This window comes from Bombiscardovia apis (assembly GCF_033095945.1).
GTDB lineage: Bacteria > Actinomycetota > Actinomycetes > Actinomycetales > Bifidobacteriaceae > Bombiscardovia > Bombiscardovia apis.
Genome location: NZ_AP026800.1, coordinates 1334963 through 1356024 on the forward strand (window position 1 = coordinate 1334963; position 21062 = coordinate 1356024).

Below are 21062 nucleotides of genomic sequence, written 5' to 3' on the forward strand. Positions count from 1 at the left end.
CGCTGACTTGAGACAGAAAGCTAGCTCAGATTCCGCTGACGGCATGTCAAGCGAAACTTACTCGCCGCGCTGTGCCTTGATGATCTCTTCACTGACGCTGTTAGGAACCTCAGCATAAGAGTCCATCTGCATGGTGAACATGGCGCGACCCTGAGTCTTGGAACGCAAGTCGCCAATGTAACCAAACATCTCTGACAGTGGCACCTTGGCATCAATTACCTTGACACCGGTTGCATCAGTCATAGACTGGATGTTGCCACGACGAGAGTTAATATCTCCCATGACATCACCCATGTACTCTTCAGGCGTACGTACTTCTACGGCCATGATGGGCTCGAGAATGACGGGCTTGGCCTTAGGAGCAGCCTCCTTGAAGCACATAGAGCCTGCAATCTTGAAGGCCATTTCCGAGGAGTCGACATCGTGGATCTGACCGTCAACGACGGTAGCCTTAACGCCTACTACAGGGAAGCCTGCAAGAATACCGGACTCCATAGCTTCCTGGACACCAGCATCAATCGAAGGAATGAATTCCTTGGTGATGTGGCCGCCAGTGACCTTGTTCTCGAACTCGTAGGTCTCGCCCTCGGTGGTATCCAAAGGCTCGAAGTTCATCTGCACCTTTGCAAACTGGCCAGAACCACCGGTCTGCTTCTTGTGCGTGTAATCCTGGTTCATGACCGCCTTGCGGATGGTCTCGCGGTATGCCACCTGAGGCTTACCAACGTTGCATTCCACATGGAATTCGCGGCGCATACGATCGACCAGAATGTCGAGCTGGAGCTCGCCCATACCGGAAATCAGCGTCTGGCCGGACTCTTCGTCGGTCTTGACCTGGAAGGTGGGGTCCTCTTCGGAAAGCTTCTGAAGAGCAATACCCATCTTCTCCTGATCAGCCTTGGTCTTGGGCTCTACAGCCAACTGAATCACAGGCTCAGGGAAGGTCATGGACTCCAGAGTTACAGGCTCCTTCTCGTCGCACAGAGTATCACCGGTGGTGACGTTCTTGAGACCAACGAAGGCGTAAATGTTGCCTGCAATAGCATCCTCAACCGGGTTCTCCTTGTTAGAAGACATCTGGAAGAGCTTACCAATGCGCTCCTTCTTACCCTTGGTGGAATCCAAGACGGTGTCGCCCTGGGTTACCTTACCGGAGTAGACACGCACATAAATGAGCTTGCCGTAGAAGGGGTGAGTAGCAACCTTGAAAGCCAGAGCAGAGAAGGGCTCTTCTGGGCTGGGCTTACGATCGACTTCAACAGTCTCGTCGCCAACCTTGTAACCCTTGATAGCAGGCACATCCTCAGGGCTGGGCAGGTAATCTACCACAGCGTCGAGCATGGGCTGCACGCCCTTATCCTTGAAAGCGGAACCGCAGAAGACGGGGAAAGCTTCCTGAGCAATCGTCATCTTACGCACTGCTGCGCGAATCTCAGGCTCAGAAATTTCTTCGCCGCCCAAGTACTTTTCAATCAAGGACTCGTCGGATTCGGCTACTGCCTCAATCAGCTGAGTGTGATATTCCTCAGCCTTTTCCTTCAGGTCTTCCGGAATCTCGATGGTGTCATAGTGAGCACCGAGATCCTGGCCGTCCTTCCAGTAGTAGGCAACCATGCGGACCAAGTCGACTACGCCGCGGAAGTCGTTCTCAGAGCCAATAGGCAGCTGCATAACGAGCGGCTTAACGCCGAGCTTCTCCTTGATGGTGTCGACAGAGTAGTAGAAGTTGGCACCCAACTTGTCCATCTTGTTGATGAAGCAAATACGGGGCACTCCATACTTGTCTGCCTGACGCCACACGGTCTCGGACTGAGGCTCAACGCCTTCCTTACCGTCGAAGACTGCTACAGCGCCATCGAGCACGCGCAAGGAGCGCTCCACCTCGGCCGTGAAGTCCACGTGGCCGGGGGTGTCGATGATGTTGACCTGATAGCGGTCACCGGTGTCGTGAGATTGACGGTTCCAGAAAGCAGTGATTGCGGCAGACGTAATGGTGATGCCGCGCTCTTTCTCCTGGTCCATCCAATCCATGGTCGAAGCGCCGTCGTGGGTTTCGCCAATCTTGTAGTTAACGCCCGTGTAGTACAGAATACGCTCGGTCGTCGTTGTCTTGCCGGCATCGATGTGGGCCATGATGCCGATGTTACGGACCTTCGTGAGGTCGGTAAGCACGTCTTGTGCCATAATTCCTTGTTCTCGCTCTCTTGATTACCAGCGATAATGAGCGAAGGCCTTGTTGGCCTCTGCCATCTTGTGGGTATCTTCGCGACGCTTCACAGATGCGCCCAGACCGTTCGAGGCATCGAGAATCTCGTTTGCCAAACGCTCGGCCATAGTCTTCTCACGGCGTGCACGGCTGAAATCAGTCAGCCAGCGCAGGGAGAGCGTGTTTGCACGGTTTGGCTTAACTTCCACAGGCACCTGGTAAGTAGCGCCACCGACACGGCGGGAGCGAACTTCGAGAGATGGGCGGATGTTGTCCAAAGCGCGCTTCAAGACAGCAACCGGCTCCTGGTCGGTCTTGGTCTTGACCTGCTCTAAGGCCGTGTAGACGATGTCTTCTGCGATGGACTTCTTACCATCGAGCAGAATCTTGTTAATCAGCTGGGCAACGACCGTCGAACCATAAATCGGGTCTGGCAGCAGCTGATGCTTCTTAGCTGGTCCTTTGCGTGACATGCTTACTTAGCCCTCTTTGCTCCGTACAGGGAACGACCCTGCTTGCGATCCTTGACACCCTGCGTATCGAGCGCGCCGCGCACGATGTGGTAACGTACGCCTGGCAAATCCTTGACACGACCACCGCGCACAAGCACGATGGAGTGCTCCTGCAGGTTGTGGCCCTCGCCAGGAATGTAGGCGCTGACCTCAACGCCGGAGCTCAAACGCACACGAGCAACCTTACGCAATGCCGAGTTCGGCTTCTTTGGGGTTGTGGTGTACACACGGGTGCAGACGCCGCGACGAAGCGGGCTGCCCTTCAAGGCCAGAGTCTTAGACTTACGAGTCTTGGCCTTGCGTCCTTTACGGACGAGCTGTTCAATTGTTGGCAACTGATTCTCTCCGATTCTTATCCAACTTGTTCTGTCGGTAGTGAAGCCGCCTCACTGCAGCCCCAACTCGACTTATCGAAGAGTAAAGCAGCCACAGTCCACCGGCCCGATGGCCCGCAATCCTCCTGCTGACGCATTACTGCGCGCAATCTAACGGATTGTCAGGATACCCCAGCGCTCATTCCTATTACATAAGGCATGCCGCTGGCACACACATTCTTTAAGATTAACACACACCCTAGCCAGACAAATACAACTACTCAGCCACCCCGCGCATATACTGAACGTATGGAACATGTAGAACACGGTTTCGGACCGGTTTGGAACCGTGAGAGCCGAGTATTGATACTAGGATCTATGCCCAGCCCCAAGTCTCGCGAGGTCGGATTCTACTTTATGCATCCACGCAACCGCTTCTGGCCCCTGATGGCACAGCTTCTGAAGACGGAAATTGGAGAAAGTATTGAAGAGCGCACAAACTTTCTTCTCAGCAATCACGTAGCCTTGTGGGATGTTATCGCTTCCTGTGACATAACAGGGGCTCAAGATTCCACCATTACTAACGCTGTCGCGAACGACTTGAAGCCGATCCTTAGCCAAGCTCCAATAACCAGCGTTTTTACCTCCGGCAGTAAGGCCACTCAGCTCTACCGCAAACTCGTACTGCCCCAACTCAACGAAAACAACATATCTCTGCCGCTGACATCCTTACCCTCCACCAGTCCAGCCAATGCTGCAATGGTTTTGGACACCTTGTGTAGTGCATACAGTCCACTCCTGCTAGCCTTAGGGTTGCGAAAGTAGTACGAGTCTGAACAACATGCGTAGTAAAGAGATGTAACTATGAGGAGCGAATGCATGAGTAAAGATGCAAATTGGCAAGACCTACCTAAGGCCGAGTTCGGTTTTCCTGGCCCACTTCGTAACGCACTCGTAGAGGCCATTCTCACTGGCCGAAAAACTGCAACTACCAGTCTGCTGGCACAATATCAACTATCCGGAGAGCCCATCGAATCCGTGGGCGATCGCAGCGTACTTGTTGATTCGCATGAACAACCACTTGCTATCTTAGAAACCACACAAATCAAGGTTGTTTCACTCAGCTCAGTAGACCTGCGTCATGCTATTGACGAGGGCGAGGGAGATAAAACTATAGAAAGCTGGCGCATCAAGCACACAGCTTTTTGGCAGTGCCCAGAAATGCGTTCTAAACTACGGGATCCGGAATTTGCTGTAGATGACGACACGGAAGTAGTATTAGAGCGTTTCCTCGTCGTTTCAAGGATTCATACCAACTCCTAAGCATGTCAGCAAAGAAATTAGCCTTTATCGGCGTGCTATGTCAGGGCATAGTGTAGAGTAGTCATCTGTTGCAGGAAGGTGAAATACCTTGACTGCACATGGTGGCTATAGCTCAGTCGGTAGAGCACCTGATTGTGGTTCAGGAGGTCGCGCGTTCGAGCCGCGTTAGCCACCCCACATCAAACCCCTACTCCCCAACGGATTAGGGGTTTAACTTTACCCAAAACCAGACCATAACCAAGCAAGACTTGTGCCCCATTTGTGTGCCATAATTCGCAAAACCAAATCCGCGAGCGCGTCCTACATTTTTGGCTTTTAACCCCAACGCGTGATTCCAAACGCTGTATGTTTAAACCGGCACTCGAGTTAGGAACTCGCGCCGGCTTGCTAGGATTGGGGTTAAAAAAATGAATGCGCAGGAATGCACGAATGGGGGAATTGTTTACGATGAGTCAGAGCGAAAAGCAGTCAGAGGCGACTGAAGAGGCCAACAGCACAAGCAAAGGACCGAACTGGAAGCCTATCTTGGCAGCCTTGCTCATTCTTATTATTGGATTTGCAGCTGGGTTTACTATTAGCTCTTCGCAACAAGTTCGAGCGAAAGATACGCACGAATACCGCCAGCTAGAACGGCAGTACAACCAAGTCAAGAGCGACTTGCATGCCAGTCAAGAAGAGCTAGATTCCACTAAGGACCGGCTTAAAGACGCTCAAGATGATTTGAAAGATGAGCGTAAAGACAACGCGAAGGCCACGAAAGAGCAAACCGAGGCTGAACAGGATGCTGCGCGCGATGCCGCCAAGCAAGCTGAAAAAACCGCTAAGGAAGAACGCAAAGCAGCTGAGAAAGCAGCCAAAGAAAAGCAAAAAGCTGCAGAGAAAGCAGCTAAAGAGGAGCGCAAGGCTGCAGAACGAGCAGAGCGTGAGAATCGCAGAGCGCAAGCTCCCTCTGACGCTCAGCTTAATGAGCTAGATGTTGTCAGTGGCGGCACCTTCTGCACCAACGAAGGCGCGCAAGGCGTATCAGACCGCAGCAGTAGGCGCATTCTCACCTGCAAAATGGCCTCCGACGGCAACCTACGCTGGAAGGACTGATACTGCCAACGCTTTTGCAGGTGTAACTCAACACAAGCATGAGTTGCGAATACTGATATCGCGCTCCTTGTATAAAGGGTTCACCCAAGCTGATATGGTGGATTGGTTAAAAATTGACATGCGGACTCCGGGGAGCCGCACTTGGGGAGAGGTTAGCCGATGACGGCTTTTGGCAAGAAATTCAAACGCTCACAAGCACAGGATGGGCAGTTTGCGGCATCTTTTGGTCTCGAACAGGATCAGACTCAGATGTTGCCGCAGACGCAGGGAATGCAAGGCAATCCTAGCGATGTGGATGCAACTATAAGCGGCACCCAACCTCAAGAACTTCCCACGCAAACTATGCCACCGGTGCCGGGCAATGTCGGCACGCAAGCCGGGCAGCCTCCCCTAGCAGCAATGCCGCCAAGCGTTCCCACGCAAGGAGCAGGTAAGACTTCTGGACCTACTGGGCCAAATCATCAGAATAGCAAGGGCCAGAAACAGCTGCCTTGGAAGTCGATTCTGGCAGTTCTCGTCGCGCTTTTTATTGGTTTCAATATAGGAAACAGTGGTTCCGACGATCCCAAAGATTCTAGTGCTTACAAGAAGCTCGACGGGCAGTATTCGCAGGTGCGAGATGAGCTCAAGTCCACGCAAAAAGACTTGAAGTCCACTAAGTCAAAACTCAACGACTCTGAGAAAGACTTGAAGAAGGCCAAGGAGAAAGCTGAGAAGTGGGATAAGGAACAAGCCGACAAGAAGGCCGCAGAAGACAAGGCTGCACAAGAGGCCGCAGACAAGAAGAAAGCCGAAGAAGAGCAGAAACAAAAAGAGGCCCAAGCCCAGCAGGAAGCAGCTCAGCAGGCGCAAAAGGCTCAAGAGACAGCAACCCAGCCAGCAGCTCCGAACGCCAATACACCAGCTGCTCCTGCACCGGCAGCCCCGGCCCCTGCTGCACCAGCTCCGGCACCAGCACCCGCTCAGCCACAAGTACAACCCCGATCCGGTGGCAGCGCTCACGGAGGCGCTTTCTGCTCTCCCGAGGGAGCACAAGCTCAGTCCGACCGCAGCAGCAATATTCTCACCTGCCGAGTGGCCTCGGATGGTCGCTTGCGCTGGAAGAACTAAGTAATGAATGCACTGGTGAGCTAATCAGCATTACCAGCTCGTAAGCGGGACGAGGGTCAGCAGGTGAGACACTCGCCCCGCTTGCGCTATCTCAGCCAGTACAATTGCAGGAATACACTGGCCGGTCGATACGCGAGGAGCTACGATGCTGAACTTTGTCAATGATTATTCTGAGGGCGCTTGCCCCGAAGTCTTGCAGCGATTGGTCGATACCAATATGGAGCAGGAGCCCGGTTACGGAGCTGATAGCTACACGCGCTCGGCTCAAGCGAAGATTGCTCAAGCTTGTGGCAAACCCGACGCCCAGGTCTTCTTCATCTCCGGCGGCACGCAGACCAACCAGATTGTCATCTCCTCAGTCCTTGAGCAGTATCAGGGCGTAGTGGCCGTCGACACCGGACATGTGAGCGTACACGAAGCCGGTGCCATCGAAGCTAGCGACCATAAAGTGCTTACCATTCCCGGAGTTGACGGTAAGATGCCAGCCGCTGCCCTGCGCGAGTATTTGGAGACCTTCTGGGCGGACGCAAACCACGCGCAAATGGTCTTCCCCGGCATGGTCTACATTTCTTGGTCAACCGAGTACGGCACGCTCTACTCAAAGGCTGAGCTGGAGGAGCTGCACGACATTTGCCGCGCGTATGGGATTCCGCTCTACATTGACGGCGCTCGCTTGGGCTACGGCTTGGTGGCTCCTGGCGCTGATGTGACCTTGCAAGATATCGCCAACTTGGCTGACATATTCTATATTGGCGGAACCAAGGTCGGAGCGCTGTGCGGCGAGGCCGTGGTCTTCCCCAAGGGCGATGCTCCCAAGTACTTCTCCACGCTCATTAAGCGCAGGGGCGGACTGCTGGCCAAGGGGCGTTTGCTAGGAGTGCAGTTCGATACCTTATTTACCGATGATCTTTATACCCGCATTAGCCACAACGCTATCGAAACCGCTCAGGTTATCCGGAAGGCCTTGCAAGACAAGGGTTACGAGTTCTTTATCGAATCCCCCACCAACTTGACCTTCGTGGTGCTCGAAAACACTAAGATGACTGAGCTCAAACAGAAGGTCAACTTCGACTTCTGGGAGCGCAAGGACGCCAACCACACCGTTATCCGCTTCGCCACATCTTGGGCCACCAGAATGGAAGACGCACAGGCCCTAGCTGAGCTGCTCTAAGCCATAACGGACCCGCAAAGGCCGCTTTCTCAAGATTGTAGTCCTGAGGGAGCGGCTTTTCGTTTGCCCTGAAACTCGGGCAAACGAATGTGAACTGCAAACCTACCGGGGTTCGCCTCCAAATTCATGCTGCCCCCAAGCGTGGCTACCAACTCTTGAACAATGCTCAGCCCTAGCCCCGAACTTTCCATGCCCTCAGAATTCGTGGCGAGCGCCGGAGAAGCCTCAAATCGCTCAAGAAGCCGCTGGGCGCTCACAAACGGCTGATCAGTTTCGTTGCTGAGGCTTAGCTCCACCTGCCCATTCGACACCCGCCGCAGGTGAACTTGGGCACTGCGAGAGGCATATTTAAGCCAATTACCAATGAGGTTTTGCACGATTCGATGCAGTAGGGTTTCGTCACTCGTGAGCATAATGCCGCTCTCGATATAGGGCTCAATCGCCACTGCCCGAGCACTTAATTGGTCAAAAACATTGAACAAGTCTTCCTGCACCAGCTTAGAGAAGTCAACCTGACTAAGGGCGAGCGACTGGCTCTTTTCTTGCACCAGCGTGTAGTCCATCAAATATCGCAGGTAGTAGTCCACCGAATCTAAGCTCGACGCGGCCTTACTACTGGCAAGCGCTAGTTCACCTTGGCTTCCCTCCCCCATGAGCTGCACGTAGCCACGGGCAACCGTGAGCGGCGTTTTGATGTCGTGCGTGAGGTTAGTAAGCATCTGCCTCACCCGTAGTTCTTGACTGAATTGCTGCTGTTGCAGCCACTTAGCTTGGTTCAGGTTTGTGTTAATGGCCGCCGCGAGCCGTCGGGTATCGCTTAGGGAAGTGTTGGCTGTGACGCTGGCATTGGTGTCTTTGCGGTTAATGTAGTCCAGATCTCGGGTCATGCGCCGCAGGTCGGCGATGAGCAAGCCCAGCCATCCCGCCAGTAGAATCAGTGCAATAATGAGAATAACTATCAGTATGACTGCCTCAAACAAGTCGAACCCCAATTCCCCAGACCGATACAATGTATCTCTGCTGTCCTGCCGCCTCGTTGAGCTTGGTACGCAAGTTGCTTAAGTGCACATTGAGCGTATTTTCAGCATTCATATAGGACTGCTCCCAAACCGCTTCGTAGAGACTGGCCTTGTCGAACACTTGCTGGGGGCGCTTGAGCATAAGCGTCAGTAGGGCAAACTCCTTTTTCGGCAGACTCAGCTCCTCCTCCCCTACCCATACCCTACGTGAGGTGGGATCTACACGCAGGCCCTCGCATTCCATCAGCTCAGCACTGCTGCTTTGTGATTCTTGCCCCGCCCGCAACTGAACTTGGATGCGAGCGCGCAGTTCGTCGATATCGAAAGGCTTAGTCAGATAGTCGTTGGCACCCTTGTTGAGCAGGGCAACGGTCCGACTCTTGTCTTGCACGGCTGTAAGGACGATGACAGGCACAGCCGAAAACTTGCGAATCCAACTCAAGACGCTCTCTCCGGTCACTCCCGGCAACATGAGATCAAGGAGCACTAGGTCTGGCTCGGCCTCGTTAAAGCGCGCGATGGCTTCAGAGCCGCTCAAGGCTTGAATGAGCTGGTAGTCCGGACTTAACACGTCTCGTAAAAGGTCTTGTATATCTTGGTGGTCTTCCACGACTAGGATTGTTGCCATCGGCTTCCCTTCCACGCTCGGCCTCCATAGGCATTCTATCTTGCGAGCAGCGCCCGGCCGGCAGAGGGCGGGAAAACTTTAGCTTTTCTTAAGATTTTCTTGAAGGTTTGCTTTATAGCTATCCCATAGGCTAGAGCTATCGACAACAGAAAGGAAGCTCGCATGGACAGCATAGCGCTCGATATTCGCGACGTGAGCAAACGCTTTGGGAAGTTCCAAGCGCTAAACCACGTGAACCTTGCAGTACGCAAGGGCGATATTTATGGCCTCATTGGGGAAAACGGAGCCGGCAAGACCACACTCATGAGGCTGATTACTGGACTCTCTCCCATGCAGTCAGGCACCATCAGCCTGCTGGGCGAGCAGGTAGGTTCCAGTCAGCACTCGCTCAGCCGCATTGGTGCTGTGATTGAGAGCCCGGCAGCTTTTGAAAAGTTGAGCGTGGAAGAAAACCTCAAGCTCGCTGCTATTCAGCACGGTCTCACCGGGTCTTCGGACATCGAAGAAGCCATTGAGTTTGTGGGTCTGAGTCAGAAGCGCAAAGACAAGGCCAAGCATCTCTCCCTGGGCCAACGCCAGAGGCTGGGCTTAGCTATGGCCATCCTTCACCACCCAGATTTTCTGATTTTGGACGAGCCCATAAACGGTTTGGATCCTTCTGGCATTAAGGAATTTAGGCAGCTTTTGAAGCAGCTCAACGAGCGCCAGCAGACTACTATTCTCATTTCTAGCCATATTTTGAGCGAGCTCTACCAGGTTTCCGCCCGCTTCGGCATCATCCACAAGGGCCAAGTTGTGCAGGAACTCACCCGGGCAGAACTGGATGCAGCCAATCGTTCGGGCATCATGGTTGAAGTGGACCAAGCGCCATTAGCCGCACAAATCCTGGAACAAGCCGGCATAGGACCTTTCGATGTAAGCGATAACCACCATTTGCTGATTCGTTCGCAGGAGGCTGACCCTGGGCAGATTAACATATTGCTGGTTCAGGGCGGCGTCAGAGTCACGAATGTTAGCAAGCAAGAGGGCTCACTTGAGCAGTATTATTTGAACCTCATGGCCCAGCAGCAGCGCAAGGATGAGGAGGGGCAACGATGATTAACCAGATGAGAGCCGACTTGTACCGGCAGTCGCGCACGAAGGGTCTGTATATACTGCTTGCCCTGACCATCGCCTTGAGCGTCTTGATTACCGCGTCTAAGCAGGTGGGCGGCGTTATGGTCACAGACGAAGACTTAGGTAAACAAATGACCGAGATGACACAGATGTCTTGGTCTGCCTTGACTGGCGTTAAGGCCATGACCATGTCATCTAGCCTGTTAATGTACTTCTATATAGGCTTGTTTGTTATCGTTGTTGGCTACGAATTCTCGCAGAAAACATACAAAAATACGCTCATTTCAGGCATCTCCCGCCTACAATTTATCGCAGCTAAGTATGTCGTGCTCCTAGTAGATTTATTAGTCTTATCCGCTATCTACTACGCGGCTTCCATTATTACCAGTCTCATTGCGGGGCGCGGCATAGGCGAGAGTTGGGGCACGCTGCTGAGCGACACAGCAGTGATGACTATAGCTATTGCCTTCTTTATGTCGGTGATTTTCAGCCTTGCTATCATCCTGCTGATGGCAACCGGCTCAACAATCATACCGGCGGTATTTGTCATTATCTGGCCTATTGCAGTGGCCATGCTTACCTTCTTCGCACACTGGTCTTGGCTCAAGTATGTGGACTTCGTAACTGTGGCACAGAACGTGTCGCTTTCCATCATTACCAGCAGCCAGCTCTGGCCCTACATCGGCGTGTCTCTGGGCATACTCGCACTCACTATCGTCGGTTCAGCCCTCATCATCCGCAACAAGGAACTGTAGAGTACAAGCTGCTTACACAGACGAAGGGCCTAGGAAGCAAACGCAACCTAGGCCCTTTTTTATATGTCAACCGCTTTGCTACTGAGCTTGGCGCTGGGCTGTATACTCCCCCAAGCGCTCAGGAGTCAGTCCAAGGTAAGTATCAATTGACGTAAACTGCGGACCAGCGCTTGTATCCGTAGGATTGGCACCGGTAAAAGCCAGCGTCGTAATACCAGAGGCGGCAGCCGAAGTGATGCCGGTGATAGTGTCTTCAAGCGCTATGCACGAGGCCAAGTCGCCCGTCTCAATGCCTATCATCTTGGCAGCATGCAGGTAGGGCGCTGGATCTGGCTTCATAGGTAGACCGTCATCGCCGCAGACAAAACCTACGAAGGCACCTTCGGGAGCCTGCTCTACCACCACCTGCGCAATGTGACGGGGCGAAGAAGTGACCAAAACCGAAGGAACACCGGCCTCTTTAAGAGCTTGCAATAGCTCGGAAACACCCTCAATCCAAGGCATTTGTTCCTGCTCACGGCGGGCAACACCCTCGATAATCTCCTGCTTCACCTGCTCGGCCGGAGCGTCTGCGCCGCGCTCACAGATAGCTGTAGCCACACGGATAACTGGAGAACCGGAGTACTCCCAGCCCAACTCTTGGCTCCACTGGCCGCCATGACTACGGGCGACCTCTACCTCGCTGGCATGCCAGTAGGGCTCAGAATCGATAAGGGTGCCATCCATATCCCAAAAGACTGCTTTGGGTAGGGTAAGTGCTGTCTGCTGCTGATTTGTCATGCTATTCATGGTAAGGGCAGCTATGGTCCTGAGCCTTGCTGCGCCTTAGACTGCGTTGTTGAAGATTTGGTCCTGCAAGTCTTTACGAGCAGCCTCAAACTTCGTAATCTGCCCCAGCAGTGCGAACTTTTCTTCGCCGTCGGGCAAGCGGTTCATCTGGTGCTTAGTTGCTGCAATCTTGCGCATATAACCGGCATCAAGCAGGCGCACCAAGAGTTCGGTAGCATACTGCTTTTCATCGTCGGTAGCTGGCCGCAACTGCACGGCTGCCGCGTTTGCTGCCGGCCGATTAGCTTCTTGTCCGCGCCCCTGGCCGCCTGCCAAGCCGAACTGAGGACCAACCCCGGGAGCATCCTGCTCTTGCTGAGGTAAGGGCAGCGGCATGACTGCCAACTCGTTGATAGCTGACTCCAATAGAGGCCCTGCTGCTTTAGTGAGATTGTGCATCCACAAGCCCTGGGGCACATCGTCGCTAGGGATACCGCCGGCAGCTTGAATAGCTTGGAAGAGCGAGCGGAAGACAGGCACTTCAAAGTTGTCATCGCTCAGCTGGGCGAAGGAAGTCTTGTCAATTGCGCGCGGGATCTGAATCAAAAGCCCCATAAACTGCTGCTCACAGATGAAGACTGCATCCTCAATGTGGTAGTAGCCCTGCTGCTCAGCATCTTGGCCTTGCAGGCGCTTACGCTCTCCCGGATCCGCATACGGATTGGCTGCTTTTGCCTTGTTTTGTGGCTCATAAGCGTGGTGACGGGGGGCGTAGGCATCTTCACCGTGGACGTTGAGCTCACGCCGAGCCTGCCGTACCTGTTCTGTCAAGACATCGAGTTCTACACCGATGCGTCTGGCAGTCTTGCGAGTGTAAAGCCCCACCAAGGAGCGGTCGCGAATCTGTGCAATCACCGGTGCCACAGCCTTGACCGCGCCCATCTGACCAGTCGTGTACTGGGTATCAAACATGTTTACCGCGGTGTCGATTACGAAATCGTAGAGCGGAGTGGCGTTGGTAACCAGCGATTGCACGGCCTCATCTCCATGCTGAATACGCAAATCGCAAGGGTCCAGGCCGTCTTGTGCCACCGCCACGAAGGTCTGGGTTAGGAAGCTGCCGTCGAGTCCGAATGCGTGGAGGGCAGCCTTTTGACCGGCTGCATCCCCGTCGAAAGTGAAGACTACGCGTGAGCCCTGAGCAGGCCCAACCAGCTGAATACCGCCCAAGGCATCGTCTGAAATGAGGCGGCGCACAATCTTGGCGTGCTCCTCGCCGAAAGCGGTTCCACAGGTCGCAACTGCCGTGTCAACGCCTGCTAAATGGCAGGCCATCACGTCGGTATAGCCCTCAACGATGACCACTTGCCGCTTCTTGACGATCGACTTCTTCGCTAAGTCAATGCCATAAAGCACCTGATTCTTGCGATAGAGAGGGGTGTCAGGCGTGTTTAAGTACTTGGCGGGGATGTTGTCATCTTCGTAGAGCCTGCGAGCGCCAAAGCCCAGAGTGCGCCCTGCCGAGTCGCGGATAGGCCAAGTGGCCCGGCCCCGCAAGTAATCGTAGACACCGCGAGGGCCGCGACGAGCTAGGCCTGCGTCCATCATCTCTTGGTGGGTAAAGCCCTTGGAAGCCAAGTAGCGCACGAGATTGTCCCAGCCGCGAGGGGCGTAACCGCAGCCAAAGTAAGCGCAGTCCTCTTGGGAAAAATTGCGGCCGCCGAGGAGCTTTCTGGCAGCCAAGGCTTCTTTGGTAGTGATTTGGGAGACATAGAACTTTTGAGCCTCTTCGTTGGCTTCAATGAGCCGAGCGCGGTTGGAACCCTGCCGGTTTGAGGGGCGCTTGGAATCGTAGTGGAGCTCAATGTGGTAGCGGTCTGCCAAGATTTCAATGGCATCGCCAAACTCAACGTTTTCAGTCTTTTTGACGTAGTCAAAGACATCACCACCGAGGCCGCAGCCGAAGCAGTGCCAGGCCCCTAAGGCTGGGCGCACAGAAAAGGAAGGCGATTTTTCGTCGTGAAAGGGGCACAAACCCATGTATGTGCCCGATCCTGAGGGCTTTAGGGTCACGGTTGCCGACACAATGTCGTAGAGGTCCGCTGTCGCGCGCACCTTCTCGATGTCTTCCTTCTTAATCATGCCCTGCATAAGGTATAAGACTACCTGCGGGCAGGGAAGTTGACGACATGCCTCAGCCTAGGACGAACGAGTAGCGAGTCAGGCGCACACCAATGAGTGCAGGGCCAGCGCAGAGCCATCGGTTAGGCTAGCCACCTGATCGATGGCCACCCGCAGGCGTTCGCTGTCGTTGGTGGCCTGTGCCCAGTCCTCCAAGAAGACGTTTTCCAAAGCAGCGTAAGGCCTAGGAGAGTCGGACATCATCACATCAACCAAATCGGTAATAATCTTCAATTGCCGGTCATGGAAGGGGTCGCGCTCGCGCGGTTCCATCACGAAATAAGCGGAAATGCCCTTCAAAGCCACTATCTCGTATGAAGTCTCTTCAGGGATGATTACCGAAGCTGAGTAGCGGGTTAGCGGTCCCTGTCCATAGTGGGCGCGCGTAGCTCGCTCAACAGAATTTGCGAATCGGCCTATGAGAGCGCTAGTCAGATTCTTCAGCTGAGCCAAAGCCCGGCGAGAACCGTTAAAGTGAACCGGCAGTAAGGGCTTGAGCCGTTCTAGCGCTTCAAGTAACAAGTCAGCATTCCACTGGTTGCCGTACCAAGAGCGAGCCGAAGCAACCACCGCATCCATAATGCGCGGGTCCGTAAGAGCAATCGAATTGAAGGATCCGCCCACAATAGCATCCTCGACATCGTGCACCGAGTAGGCGATGTCGTCGGAGAGGTCCATCACCTGGCATTCCATAGGAGTAGAGCCGACGGGCGCATCTTGCTTGAGCCAGCGGAAAACCGTCTCATCGTCTGGGTAGACGCAATATTTGAGACTGCGCTCCCCCTTGGTATGCTCAGCCGCATCGGCCAGCGTCCAGGGATACTTTACGGCAGCGTCGAGGGCGGCACGGGTCAAATTCACGCCCGCCGAGCGGCCGTCGTCATGAAATACTTTGGGCTCAAGCCGGGTCAAGAGACGCATCGTTTGCGCATTGCCCTCAAAACCGCCAATGCCCGAGGCAATATCTGACAAAGCCCGCTCGCCGTTGTGCCCAAAAGGCGGATGACCTAGGTCGTGGGCCAAGCAGGCGCAGTCCACCACATCGGGATCGCAGCCTAGCATCACACCAATCTGGCGGCCAATCTGGGCCACTTCGAGCGTGTGAGTCAGTCGGGTTCGAGCAAAGTCGTCAGAGCCAGCCACTAAAACTTGAGTCTTAGCTCCCAGCCTGCGCAGGGCCGAGGAATGCACTAAGCGGGCACGATCGCGCTCAAAAGCGGTGCGAGACTGCGATTTGGGGGGCTCCGGAGCCCATCGCTCCTCATCTGCCTCTTGATAGCCTTCTGCACTCAAGATGAGTTCACCGTCCGTCGTGGTTACCATCGGTTTCCCCTTTGCAACCCGGCTGGGCATATAGGCACTGACCAGCCGCCCCAAGCCGTTGTGAAGCAAGTGGAGCGGCCGCCAGCGGATTAGTCGAGAGAGTCTACAATTACCAATTCAGTAGGCACATTGCCCTGAGTGGCCTTGGAGTAAGGGCAGAGCTCTTGAGTACGGTCTACCAACTTCTGGGCAGTTTCCTTGTCAACGTCGGGCAAGTAGACCTCAATCTTGGCCTTGATACCGAAGGATTCTCCTTCGTCTCCCAAAGAAATGTGGGTACGCACCTTGCTCTTAGCCAGCTTGGTAGCGGCCACACGCAGTTCTTTACCAGCCAGGCCCATAGCTCCCTGGAAGCAGGCGCCCCAGCCAATAGCGAAGAGCTGCTCGGGGTTGGTTCCCTCGCCCTTGCCACCCATTACGACAGGCGTATCTAGATCGAGCGATAGGTCTGGCTCGTGGCTTTCAGCGTGCCCATTGCGGCCACCGGTCACCTCGGCCACAGCAGTGTAAGAGATGGTACTTGGTTCTTTTCCTTGATATGTGCTCATAGCTTCATCTCAGCACGAACTGAGCGCAAATGCAAGGCGCTTGACCCAAAGAGTAATGTGAAGGTGAGCAAATCAACATTATGCCCCCACCTAAGCAGGCCCAAGTATGCTAGATAGCGAATCTTATAAGATGCTGGCTGGGTCGAGCAATAGCAAATCTTCTTCTGACAAGACCTGCGGCGCATGCAAGTACAAGCGTGGAATGCGATTGCGTAGGCAGACGAATATTTCATAGCTAATCGTCTGCGCACTCAGGGCCCAATCGTCGGCAGTGGGCTCTGCGTAATCCACTCCCCTGCCCGGCCCAAAGAGTACGACGGTATCGCCTTCAGCCACGCCCATCTCGCTAGCCATGCCTTGCAGATCGAGCACGCATTGGTCCATGCAGACTCGCCCCGAAACATGCACCAACTTAGGGCCTTTCTTGGTCATCACCCTAACCGGACCGCCCAAGTGATCGTGACCAGTAAAGCCGGCCGCATCGCAGCCCGAAGCCGAGCGGTGGATGCCGTCAGCATAGCCCAGAGGCATAATCGCAGTTGAGGTTGGACGCTCAGTTACGTATGTGCGCCCATAAGAGATGCCGTGCCCTGCTGGTAGGTCCTTAATGGTGCCTAGCTGGGCCTGCACTGTCATAGCAGGATGCAGATGATAGTTGGCCGGAGTGCCCATAGAGGGGTCCGGCTCGTAGCCGTAGAGACCTATTCCAGGCCGGGTGAGGTCGTAGTGAATCTCTGGTCGGGTCAGAGTCGCTGCAGTATTGGCCAAGTGACGCACCCGCGGCTCAAGCCCCGCTGCCTGCATACGCTCGGAAAATGCTTCAAAATTACTGATTTGCTCGTCCGTTGACGTCACAAATTCACTCACCTGAGGCATGTCTGCTACGGCCAGATGGCTCCACAAGCCCACCACGTCGAAGAGACCGCGCTGGGCTCCATCTTTCAAATCAGCCAACGCTCGATCGAAGCAATCTGCGGTGAAACCGTTGCGGCCAAAGCCGGTTTCGACCTCTACATGGACTCGGGCCTGCCGACCCAGCGCCTGAGCTGCTTGGGCAACCTGCGCAATGCCTATGAGCGAGCCCACCGAAATATCAATGTCGTGTTCAATAAGCTCTTGCAAGGGTGCCGCTGCGCTGTTGTACATCCACACCAGAATGCGGCAGCGATCAGGACCAATGCCCGCCTGCCGCAAAAGAAGCGCCTCCCTAGGCTGAGCTGAACCCAACCAAGTAGCTCCTCCAGCGAGCGCTGCCAGAGCGGTCGGGATGAGGCCATGCCCGTAAGCATCGGCTTTAATAACGCCCATAACCTGAGCGTCTGAGCCCGAAACTGCCACCGTTTGTGTCAGCTGCTTCATATTGGAGGCAAGGGCTGCTAGGTCTACGATGACCTGCCCTGGGTAAACTTTTAGGGCGCGCTCGTAGTTTTCTCGGCCCGTGTCCGATGAAAAATCCCATTGAGGAGCTGCGTTCAAACTCATGTTGCTATTGTGCTCCACTCTAGGTCCAAACATGCCGATTCCGCAGATACTATAACGGAACCGGCACGAATGTCACTTAGTGTTTGTCAACGGTCGTGGCGCTGGTAGGCCAGGCGAATAGGCTCCATATTGGGGTCGCGGTCGTCGTGCACTCCGATAATGCCGCAGCGGGTAAAGCCGTTGGCTTCCAAAATGTGCTGCATGGCGTAATTCTTGGGGCCGGTGTCTACGCGGACGTTGGCGTGGTGACGCATGCACCAGGAGAGCATATCTGCCGCGGCTTTCTTGCCCAAGCCAGAGGCTGCCATCCGGTGAATGGTCATATACGGGTCGTCATCTAACCAGGCGCCGTCAATCTCTACGTAGGTGGGGTCGATGCCGTCGAAGAAGGAGAAGATACCAATAATGCGCTCGTGCTCGCCGTGGACTTCTTCCAATTCTGGAGGTTCGTAGGTAGATGCTGCAGCTGCCTCTGAATCGAGCGCCGCATCGTCTACTAACAGATAGGTGTTGCCGTTACGAATATCGGCTTCAATCATCTCTGGGAAGGGGTATTTGGTGCCCCACTGCTCGGGATTGCCTGCCTCAGCCATGACCTGCCGGGCGCGAGCATATATCTCTTCAATCGCAGGCACGTCTTCTAACGTGGCATGGCGCAGCCAACGCTGTCCGGGGTTTGAACGCTGCAAAGGACACCTCAATTCTTGGGTGAGTTCGTATCCGTTGGACCTTGTGGGTCCGATGGATTTGCCGAAGCACGAGTTTAACGGTTGCCGCAGGACAGCCATAGCTCGTCCGCACAGAGCGAAGCAGTCAATAGCGCGGTCCACCCTTCCCTATCTTTGCGCAAAACACAAGTATTGCAGTCGCTGAAGGCACAAAAATGGGCAAACCCCGGAGAGCCTGCCCATAGAGAAAAACTACTGTTTGCGCTCACACTACTTTGCGCTCGAAGGGGTCAGAAGAGATACCAGCATCGACGATGTCTCGGCTCCACTGCTTAGCCGAGAAGAGCGAGTGGTCGCGGTAGTTGCCACAGGAAGTGATTTCAGTGCCTGGCACATCTTCCCAAGTTGCTTCGCTGGCGATGAACTCTAGGGATTCCTTGAGTGCTTTGGCAACCTCTTCGGTGGAGTGGCGGCCCCATGCCAGCAGGTGGAAGCCGGTGCGGCAGCCGAAGGGTGAGCAGTCAATATAACCGTCTAAGCGCTCGCGCATCAACACAGCTATCGTATGCTCAATGGTGTGCAAGCCAGCGGTAGGAATGGCGTTCTCGTTGGGCTGAACTAAGCGCAGGTCGTAGTTGGAGATGACGTCTCCATTGGGGCCTTCCTGCTCGTCAATTAAGCGCACGTAAGGGGCCTTCACCTTAGTGTGGTCAAGCTGAAAACTCTCAACTAAGGGCTTATCTGCCATAGTACGTCCTTTCATACACTTACCAATGCGTCCTTGATTCCATTCTAGGCGGCCGAAGGCAACTTGCCAATACTCGTTACCTACTTGAACGCCCGAATAGCGTCTATAAACTGCTTGCCGTAGAGCTCCAGCTTGTGCTCGCCAACGCCAGAAACCTCAAGGAAAGTTTCATCGCTAGTGGGCTTGACCCGGCACATATCGCGCAGGGACTTATCCGAGAAGACGATATAGGGCGGTTTGCCAATTTCGCGGGCAATCTTAGTGCGCACCTCGCGCAGGACTTGGAAGAGGCGCTCTTGCTCTTCGCTGACAATTTCTTCCCCACCGCTGGCCGCGCTGGTAGAACCGTAGGCCTTGCCCGAGGCTTTAGACGAGGCCACGGTGAGCCGCTTGCGCTGGGCCTGCTTCATCTCATAGTGGAAGTCGGGTTGCACGGTCTGAGCGGCTTTGGGGCCAAACTGTACTAGGGGCAAGCGCCCTTCGGTAATGGCAAGGTAGCCGTCGGAAGCCATCTGGTTTAAGACATCGCGCACTCGAGCAACGCTCACACCTTCCAAAGCTCCATAGGATGGGCAGCGGTCTAATCGTCGGCTCAAGAGGTCTAGCGACTTGGACCCCACCAGCACCTGTACAATTTTGCCCGAGCCGAAGCCCTGGTGCACATCGTGAACGCAGCGCGATATGGCCCGGGCCATGTCTGACACGTCGATCGTAGAGAAGGTCGAGAGGCAGTTGGAGCAATTCGCACAGCCTTGCTGATTCTTGTCCGAGCCTGGCACACCTTCTTCACTCCCCTCAACCGCTGCTGGAGAAGGAGCAGCGACAGACTGGGCTGCCTCCTCTCCAAAGTAGTTGAGCATGTATTGGTGAAGGCAGGCGGTGGTGCGGCAATAGCCAATCATCGTGTTGAGCAGCCGCCGGTGCCCAGCGCGCACTGCCTCGGCTTCCTCGCCCGTCAGCCGTTCGTTGCCCGAATCCAAATCAAGTAAACGCCTGCGGGTCACGATATCTGACTCATTCCAAAGCAAGGTACAGCGGGCAGGTTCTCCATCTCGCCCAGCGCGACCCGCCTCCTGATAGTATGCCTCTATTGACTCAGGCATGTTGTGGTGAATCACATAGCGCACGTTGGACTTGTCGATGCCCATACCGAAAGCGTTAGTAGCTACAACGACTTGTACTTCGTCATTAACGAAGTCAGCCTGAGCCGTATCTCTCTGGTCCGGACTTAAACCACCGTGGTAGTTGGTTGCAGGAATACCGTGGCGCTCTAGCATGTCTGCCAGCGCTTCGGTCTCCTTGCGGGTGGCGCAGTAGACAATACCCGATTCGTCTTTGTGGTCTTTGGCATAGCGGCAGACCCAAGCGTTTTTCTCCTTGGTTTCCAGCTTGACCACATCGAAAAACAAGTTGGGCCGGTCGAAACCAGTAACGGCCAAGTAAGGGTTTTCTAAGCGGAGCATCTTGACGATATCTCGGCGCACCTGTTCCGTAGCGGTTGCGGTAAAAGCAGCCACTCGCGGCCGATTCGGCAGACTCTCGATGAAGTCACCAATGCCCATATAAGCCGGCCGGAAATCCTGGCCCCACTGGGAGACACAGTGGGCCTCGTCTACCGCAAGCAGGCCAATCGGTGTGCGCTGGGCAAACTCCATAAACCGCGGCGCCCCCAATCGCTCGGGCGCCACATAGAGCAGTTTGCACTCACCCCGAGCTGCCTGAGATAAGACCAAGGCTTGCTCGTCTGGACTCTGAGTAGAGTTGACAAAACCGGCGTGAATGCCCGCATCCTCAAGACTATCAACCTGATCGCGCATGAGCGAAACCAGCGGCGAAATCACAATAGTTACGCCCTCTACCAGGGTGGCAGGAATCTGATAACAGATGGACTTTCCAGCTCCCGTAGGCATCACGCCGAGGCAGTCGCGGCCCTCTAATATCGCCGAAACCAAACCTTCTTGGCCCGGGCGAAAGGATTCGTAGCCGAAGTACTGCTTGAGTGAGGCGCGCGCCTGATCCATTCCTGTCATAGTCTCCCAGTCTATGGCCCACGCTCCCCCAGCGCACCCCTTCTACGCAATGTGCATAAACTCAA

20 protein-coding genes and 1 tRNA gene are annotated in these 21062 nt (G+C 54.7%); 8 read left to right on the top strand and 13 right to left on the bottom strand.

All coding sequences use genetic code 11. The annotated features are described in order from the left end of the window. Window positions 1-57: 57 nt before the first annotated feature. The 3 genes from fusA to rpsL are packed head-to-tail and all read right to left on the bottom strand — an operon-like array spanning window position 58 to window position 3053. Window positions 58-2184, bottom strand: a complete 2127-nt coding sequence (fusA, locus tag R8377_RS05275; RefSeq protein ID WP_317642453.1) for an elongation factor G — start codon at window positions 2182-2184, stop codon at window positions 58-60. Window positions 2185-2208: 24 nt separating this feature from the next. Continuing rightward, window positions 2209-2679: a 30S ribosomal protein S7 gene (gene rpsG, locus R8377_RS05280; protein WP_317642454.1), complete on the bottom strand. Its 471-nt coding sequence runs from the start codon at window positions 2677-2679 to the stop codon at window positions 2209-2211. Window positions 2680-2681: 2 nt separating this feature from the next. After that, complete coding sequence (gene rpsL / locus R8377_RS05285; RefSeq protein ID WP_317642455.1) at window positions 2682-3053, bottom strand: 30S ribosomal protein S12; 372 nt, start codon at window positions 3051-3053, stop codon at window positions 2682-2684. A 288-nt stretch (window positions 3054-3341) separates the two neighbouring features. Here rpsL and R8377_RS05290 point away from each other — a divergent pair, with 288 nt between their 5' ends. From R8377_RS05290 to R8377_RS05315, 6 genes are all read left to right on the top strand, one after another. Next, window positions 3342-3857: a DNA-deoxyinosine glycosylase gene (locus R8377_RS05290; protein ID WP_317642456.1), complete on the top strand. Its 516-nt coding sequence runs from the start codon at window positions 3342-3344 to the stop codon at window positions 3855-3857. Between the two features lie 54 nt (window positions 3858-3911). Next, window positions 3912-4355 (top strand): ASCH domain-containing protein, encoded by a 444-nt coding sequence (locus R8377_RS05295; RefSeq protein WP_317642457.1) that lies wholly within the window; start codon window positions 3912-3914, stop codon window positions 4353-4355. A gap of 101 nt (window positions 4356-4456) precedes the next feature. Further along, a tRNA-His gene (locus tag R8377_RS05300) sits at window positions 4457-4532 on the top strand. A 270-nt stretch (window positions 4533-4802) separates the two neighbouring features. Then, the gene (locus tag R8377_RS05305) at window positions 4803-5450 is read left to right on the top strand and encodes a hypothetical protein (RefSeq protein ID WP_317642458.1); all 648 of its coding nucleotides are present in this window, start codon (window positions 4803-4805) and stop codon (window positions 5448-5450) included. 159 nt (window positions 5451-5609) lie between these two features. Further along, window positions 5610-6560 carry a hypothetical protein gene (locus tag R8377_RS05310; protein ID WP_317642459.1) on the top strand — a complete coding sequence of 317 codons (951 nt, stop codon included), beginning with the start codon at window positions 5610-5612 and terminating at the stop codon, window positions 6558-6560. Between the two features lie 145 nt (window positions 6561-6705). Further along, complete coding sequence (locus R8377_RS05315) at window positions 6706-7731, top strand: threonine aldolase family protein (protein ID WP_317642460.1); 1026 nt, start codon at window positions 6706-6708, stop codon at window positions 7729-7731. Window positions 7732-7760: 29 nt separating this feature from the next. Here R8377_RS05315 and R8377_RS05320 read toward each other — a convergent pair whose 3' ends face one another. Together R8377_RS05320 and R8377_RS05325 are read right to left on the bottom strand one after the other, a co-directional pair. Then, entirely contained in the window at window positions 7761-8711 is a 951-nt protein-coding gene (locus tag R8377_RS05320) for a sensor histidine kinase (protein ID WP_317642461.1), read from the bottom strand. Then, window positions 8704-9378, bottom strand: a complete 675-nt coding sequence (locus tag R8377_RS05325) for a response regulator transcription factor (RefSeq protein WP_317642462.1) — start codon at window positions 9376-9378, stop codon at window positions 8704-8706. The genes R8377_RS05320 and R8377_RS05325 overlap by 8 nt, the downstream gene beginning before the upstream one ends. 162 nt (window positions 9379-9540) lie before the next feature. Here R8377_RS05325 and R8377_RS05330 point away from each other — a divergent pair, with 162 nt between their 5' ends. Together R8377_RS05330 and R8377_RS05335 are read left to right on the top strand one after the other, a co-directional pair. Next, complete coding sequence (locus R8377_RS05330) at window positions 9541-10476, top strand: ABC transporter ATP-binding protein (protein ID WP_317642463.1); 936 nt, start codon at window positions 9541-9543, stop codon at window positions 10474-10476. Next, window positions 10473-11249, top strand: coding sequence for an ABC transporter permease (locus tag R8377_RS05335; protein WP_317642464.1), 777 nt, complete (start codon window positions 10473-10475; stop codon window positions 11247-11249). Before R8377_RS05330 ends, R8377_RS05335 begins: the two co-directional genes overlap by 4 nt. Before the next feature lie 78 nt (window positions 11250-11327). Here R8377_RS05335 and R8377_RS05340 read toward each other — a convergent pair whose 3' ends face one another. From R8377_RS05340 to R8377_RS05375, 8 genes are all read right to left on the bottom strand, one after another. Further along, window positions 11328-12038, bottom strand: coding sequence for an HAD family hydrolase (locus R8377_RS05340; protein WP_317642465.1), 711 nt, complete (start codon window positions 12036-12038; stop codon window positions 11328-11330). 36 nt (window positions 12039-12074) lie between these two features. Continuing rightward, window positions 12075-14168, bottom strand: coding sequence for a DNA primase (dnaG, locus tag R8377_RS05345; protein ID WP_317642466.1), 2094 nt, complete (start codon window positions 14166-14168; stop codon window positions 12075-12077). 69 nt (window positions 14169-14237) lie between these two features. Next, window positions 14238-15521, bottom strand: a complete 1284-nt coding sequence (locus tag R8377_RS05350; protein ID WP_317642467.1) for a deoxyguanosinetriphosphate triphosphohydrolase — start codon at window positions 15519-15521, stop codon at window positions 14238-14240. An 89-nt stretch (window positions 15522-15610) separates the two neighbouring features. Further along, complete coding sequence (locus R8377_RS05355) at window positions 15611-16069, bottom strand: Ohr family peroxiredoxin (RefSeq protein ID WP_317642469.1); 459 nt, start codon at window positions 16067-16069, stop codon at window positions 15611-15613. A gap of 123 nt (window positions 16070-16192) precedes the next feature. Next, entirely contained in the window at window positions 16193-17551 is a 1359-nt protein-coding gene (alr, locus tag R8377_RS05360; RefSeq protein ID WP_317643719.1) for an alanine racemase, read from the bottom strand. A gap of 86 nt (window positions 17552-17637) precedes the next feature. Beyond that, window positions 17638-18240 carry a GNAT family N-acetyltransferase gene (locus R8377_RS05365; protein ID WP_317642470.1) on the bottom strand — a complete coding sequence of 201 codons (603 nt, stop codon included), beginning with the start codon at window positions 18238-18240 and terminating at the stop codon, window positions 17638-17640. Between the two features lie 244 nt (window positions 18241-18484). Beyond that, on the bottom strand, window positions 18485-18982 hold the full coding sequence (locus tag R8377_RS05370) for an S-ribosylhomocysteine lyase (protein WP_425604990.1): 498 nt from the start codon (window positions 18980-18982) through the stop codon (window positions 18485-18487). A 65-nt stretch (window positions 18983-19047) separates the two neighbouring features. Beyond that, window positions 19048-20997: a RecQ family ATP-dependent DNA helicase gene (locus R8377_RS05375; RefSeq protein WP_317642471.1), complete on the bottom strand. Its 1950-nt coding sequence runs from the start codon at window positions 20995-20997 to the stop codon at window positions 19048-19050. Between the last annotated feature and the right edge of the window lie 65 nt (window positions 20998-21062).